This window comes from Microbispora sp. GKU 823 (assembly GCF_002027145.1).
GTDB classification, from domain to species: Bacteria; Actinomycetota; Actinomycetes; order Streptosporangiales; family Streptosporangiaceae; genus Microbispora; species Microbispora siamensis.
Genome location: NZ_MWJN01000206.1, coordinates 1 through 4,516, shown reverse-complemented (window position 1 = coordinate 4,516; position 4,516 = coordinate 1). Strand labels below are relative to the sequence as shown.

At 69.0% G+C, this 4,516-nt stretch carries 2 protein-coding genes, 1 tRNA gene and 3 pseudogenes; 2 read left to right on the top strand and 4 right to left on the bottom strand.

Annotated features, from left to right (window positions below; all coding sequences use genetic code 11):
- Window positions 1-550 (bottom strand): annotated as a pseudogene (locus B1L11_RS44010) (RNA-guided endonuclease TnpB family protein); the annotation flags it as partial.
- Window positions 551-575: 25 nt separating this feature from the next.
- Here B1L11_RS44010 and tnpA point away from each other — a divergent pair.
- A pseudogene (gene tnpA / locus B1L11_RS44005) lies at window positions 576-995 on the top strand (IS200/IS605 family transposase).
- A gap of 140 nt (window positions 996-1,135) precedes the next feature.
- Here the strand turns inward: tnpA and B1L11_RS44000 are convergent.
- From B1L11_RS44000 to B1L11_RS43990, 3 genes are all read right to left on the bottom strand, one after another.
- Window positions 1,136-2,113 carry a ribose-phosphate diphosphokinase gene (locus B1L11_RS44000; RefSeq protein WP_079321066.1) on the bottom strand — a complete coding sequence of 326 codons (978 nt, stop codon included), beginning with the start codon at window positions 2,111-2,113 and terminating at the stop codon, window positions 1,136-1,138.
- A gap of 246 nt (window positions 2,114-2,359) precedes the next feature.
- Complete coding sequence (gene glmU, locus B1L11_RS43995; RefSeq protein WP_079321065.1) at window positions 2,360-3,829, bottom strand: bifunctional UDP-N-acetylglucosamine diphosphorylase/glucosamine-1-phosphate N-acetyltransferase GlmU; 1,470 nt, start codon at window positions 3,827-3,829, stop codon at window positions 2,360-2,362.
- A gap of 182 nt (window positions 3,830-4,011) precedes the next feature.
- Window positions 4,012-4,082, bottom strand: a tRNA-Gln gene (locus tag B1L11_RS43990).
- Between the two features lie 92 nt (window positions 4,083-4,174).
- On the opposite strand from B1L11_RS43990, the pseudogene B1L11_RS43985 reads away from it, so the two are divergent.
- Window positions 4,175-4,516, top strand: a pseudogene (locus B1L11_RS43985) (protein translocase subunit SecD); the annotation flags it as partial.

Here is a 4,516-nt window from a genome sequence, read left to right as displayed (position 1 = left end):
CGATGGGCCGGTCGGGGAGATCGCAGGTGGCGATCAGAAACCACATGCCGTCCCGGCACACCAGGTCCGATTCGCCTCTGCGGTAGGCGGCCAGCGTCGTGAGCTGTTGCGCAGATGCGGTGAAGGCCACATCGCGCACCCTGCCCTCCGTCGTCCAGATCGACACCGTACGCGCGTCGATCTGCCACGACAGGCACCGGTCGTCGAACGGCTGGGCGGCATCGGCGCGGAAGGTGATCGGTTTGGAGGTGGCGCGGGCACGGCGTGGCGATCCTTGGGGGCCAAGGTTTCCGTTGCGGATGTTGGCATGCAGGGTGGTGTAGGCGTCGGCGACCTTCTTGATCACATGCTGGGCGGCCTGCGCCCCCAGCCCGCGTGCCTTCAGCTCGCGGTAGGTGTGCCTGCGCAGCGCGTACTCGCGCCGCGTCCCGGTGGTGAAGGCCACCCGTGAGACGTGGTTGGCGGCCTCATTGACCGCGCGCAACGTGGCCTCCAGCGCCGACGCCTGTTCAGGAGTCGGCAGGAGCCTCACCTGCACCACCCGCCTCACGATTGAACACATTATCGTTCATCCGATGTCGCGCGATGGGAAACTCAACCCGGGATCCGGCGAGCGCAGCGTCGTCTACACGCTGCACGCGTATTTGGTCTTCACACCCAAGTACTGGCGGGGTGTGTTCACCGGCGAACTCCTTCTCCTGCGAAGAAATCGCGATCGAGGTGTGGGATAGCGTCGGCGCCCAACTGCTCGAGTTCGACGGCGAACATGACCACGTCCATCTGCTGGTCCCGCTGTCTTAAGGTCGCCGGCCACCCTGGTCAACAGTCTCAAGGGTGTTTCGGCCCGGCTGATGCGCACAGAGTACGACGCCCATGTCCGCAAGTATCTCTGGGGCGGTCACTTCTGGTCCCCGTCCTACTTCGCCGCCTCCTGCGGCGGCGCACCCCTGTCGATCGTCAAGGAGTACATCGAGAACCAGAAACGCCCGGACTAACGCCCGTGCTATCACAACCTCGGATCAGGGAAGCGATTCCTCCCGGGCGCGAACGCCCGCGGTTCCTCGCTAGATAGCGCTGACTACAGAGTGAGAAGGGCCCCCGGACGGCCGCCTGACCGCGCCGGGGGCCCGGCAGTTCAGCTGTCGCCTTCGAAGAGGCTGGTGACGGAGCCGTCGGTGAAGACCTGTTCGATGGCCCGGGCGATCAGCGGGGCGATCGACAGGACCGTGAGGCTGTCGAACCTCTTCTCCTCCGGGATGGGCAGCGTGTTGGTCACGACCACCTCGGAGATGCGGGAGTTCTTGAGCCGGTCCACGGCCGGGTCGGAGAAGATGGCGTGCGTGGCGGCCACGACGACGTCGGTCGCGCCGTGCTCGTACAGCGCGTCGGCCGCCTTGCAGATCGAGCCGCCCGTGTCGATCATGTCGTCGATCAGCACGCAGGTCCTGCCGCGCACCTTGCCGACCACCTCGTGCACCTTCACCTGGTTGGCCACGTCGAGGTCGCGCCGCTTGTGGATGAACGCCACCGGCGTGCCCAGGCTGTCGGACCAGCGCTCGGCCAGCCGTACGCGGCCGGTATCGGGAGAGACGATCGTGGTGGTCGCCGGGTCGAGCTTGCCGCGCAGGTAGTTGATCAGGACCGGCAGAGCGAACAGGTGGTCCACCGGGCCGTCGAAGAAGCCCTGGATCTGCGAGGTGTGCAGGTCGATGGACATCATCCGGTCGGCGCCCGCCTGCTTGAACAGGTCGGCCATCAGCCTGGCGGTGATCGGCTCGCGGCCGCGGCCCTTCTTGTCCTGCCGGCTGTAGCCGTAGAACGGCATGATCACGGTGACCCGCTTGGCCGAGGCCCGCTTGAGGGCGTCCACCATGATCAGCTGTTCCATGATCCACTGGTTGATCGGCGCGGTGTGGCTCTGCATGACGAAGGCGTCGCAGCCGCGCACGGACTCCAGGTATCGCACGTAGATCTCGCCGTTGGCGAAGTCACGCAGCGCCGTCGGGGTGATCTCGACGCCGAGGGCGTTCGCGACCTCGTCGGCCAGTTCGGGGTGGGACCGGCCGGAGAAGAACATGAGGTTCCGCTCACCGGTCGTCTTCTTGCCGCTCATGCCGCGCTCCTCGCGTGTCGAGCCTGTTCGCCGTACCGGGCCTGGTTCTGCGGCCGGGCCGGCCGTAACGCCGTTCCCTCGCTTCGCCCGGGGGTCGCAAACCCCTTCGCCCGGTCGATGTGGTCGGTCACGGTGTCCTCCTGGCCTGGCCCTTCGGCGCTACGCGGACATACCGCGCCTCGTACTCTTACCTGTCCCCGTACGGCCCGCGGGGAGGCGGGCCGCAGGTGGTCCTAATCGCCGGCCCTAATCACCGGCGGGGTCTCCGCCGTTCGCCGCGGCCGCGTCGCGGGCTTCGATCGCCCGCTGGGCCGCCTCCGCCGACTTGGTGCCGGCACGGCGGCGTGTCACCCAGCCCTCGATGTTGCGCTGCTTGCCGCGGGCGACCGCCATCGCCCCTGGCGGCACGTCCGACGTGATCACGGATCCGGCGGCCGTGTACGCTCCGTCCCCGATCGTGACCGGGGCGACGAGCATGTTGTCGCTGCCCACGCGCACGTGGTCGCCCACGATCGTGTGGTGCTTGGAGACGCCGTCGTAGTTGACGAAAACGCAGGCGGCACCGATGTTCGAGCCGACCCCGATGGTCGCGTCGCCGACGTACGTCAGGTGCGGGACCTTGGAGCCCTCGCCGATCCGCGCGTTCTTGGTCTCGACGTACGCGCCGATCTTGCCCTTGGCCCCGAGCACGGTGCCGGGGCGCAGGTAGGCGAAGGGACCCACGGCGGCGCCGGGACCGATCTCCGCGCCGTCGGCGACGGTGTTGCGCACGACGGCCTCCTCGCCGACGACCGTGTCGGTCAGCGTGCTGCCCGGGCCGACCTCCGCTCCGGCGCCGATCCTGGTGGCGCCCCTGAGCTGGGTGCCGGGGTGGATCACGGCGTCGGGCTCCATCTCGACCCCGGCGTCGACCCACGTGCTGCCTGGGTCGACGACGGTCACCCCGGCGCGCATGTGCGCCTGCAGGATGCGGTCGTTGAGCACGCGCCGGACGAAGGCGAGCTGGACGCGGTCGTTGACGCCCTCCACCTCGGCGTGGTCGGCGGCCACGTGCGCGCCCACCCGGTGGCCGTCCTCGCGGAGGATGGCCAGCACGTCGGTCAGGTACTCCTCGCCTTGGGCGTTGGCGGCGCCGATCCGCTTCAGGCCGTCGGCCAGGAGCGCGCCGTCGAAGGCGTACACGCCCGAGTTCATCTCGGCGATCGCGCGCTGCTCGGGCGTCGCGTCCTTCTCCTCGACGATCTCCAGCACCGCGCCGTCCTCGGCGCGCACGATCCGGCCGTAGCCGGTCGGGTCGGGGACGACGGCGGTCAGGACCGTGACGGCGTTGCCGTCGGCGGCGTGCCGTTCGAGCAGGGCCGCCAGGGTCTCGGTGCGCAGCAGCGGCGTGTCGCCGTACGTCACCAGGACGGTGCCGTCGATCGGGCCCTCGGCCTCGAGCGCGGTGCGCACGGCGTGGCCGGTGCCGTTCTGCTTGTCCTGGACGACCGTACGGGCGTCCGCGGCGGTCGTCGCGAGATGGGCGCCGACCTGCTCGCGCGCATGCCCGATGACCACGATCAGCCGCTCGGGCGACAGGCCGCGCGCGGCGGCGAGCATGTGGTCGACGAGCGCTCGGCCACAGACCTCGTGGAGGACTTTGGGGGTTTTCGATTTCATCCGGGTGCCCTCGCCGGCGGCGAGGACGATCACGGCTGCCGGGCGCGGCACACTCACGGACTGAGGCTCCCTCGGCGTCGCGGCTTACTACACGGATCGTGCCTGTACGGATCGGGTGCGGTTGCCCACGCGTCCACTACCCAGGAACCGCACGGTCACCCGCTCGACAAGGTGAGCTTACCTGCCGTACCCCGGGAGGGAACCAGCCCCCCTGGGGCTGGAACGGCTGGATGAAGGGGCTCCCGGGGGAGGATTCGAACCTCCGTTGACAGAACCAAAATCTGTAGTCTTGCCCCTAGACGACCCGGGAAGGGCACAACGTGCCGTTTTGCCGGATTACGGCAGCCGCCGGAATCCGCACTCAGGATACAGAGCCGCCCCCCTGGCGCGCGCCCCCAAATTCAGCGCATCGTCGGCCCCACCCTGGGCGCCGAAGCCATCATGGCCAGCGCGTGGGCCGCCGTCATCGGCACCGCACTGACCTCGCTGTTCATCATCGTCGTCTACCGCATCATGGGGTTCCTGGCCACGGTGGCGCTGGTCTGTTATGGCCTCCTGTCCTACGCGGCCCTCGCCGCCCTCGGGGCCACCCTGACTCTGCCGGGCCTCGCGGGATTCGTGCTGGCCATCGGTATGGCGGTCGACGCGAACGTGCTCGTCTTCGAACGCGCCCGAGAGGAGTACGCCTCGGGCCACCGCAGCACCCCGCGGTCGGCCCTGACGTCCGGATTCGGCAGGGCGTTC

What these genes read in the sequence shown, in the direction of transcription:
- B1L11_RS44000 (WP_079321066.1), bottom strand. Translation starts at nt 2,113, where the DNA reads ATGAGCGGCAAGAAGACGACCGGTGAGCGGAACCTCATGTTCTTCTCC.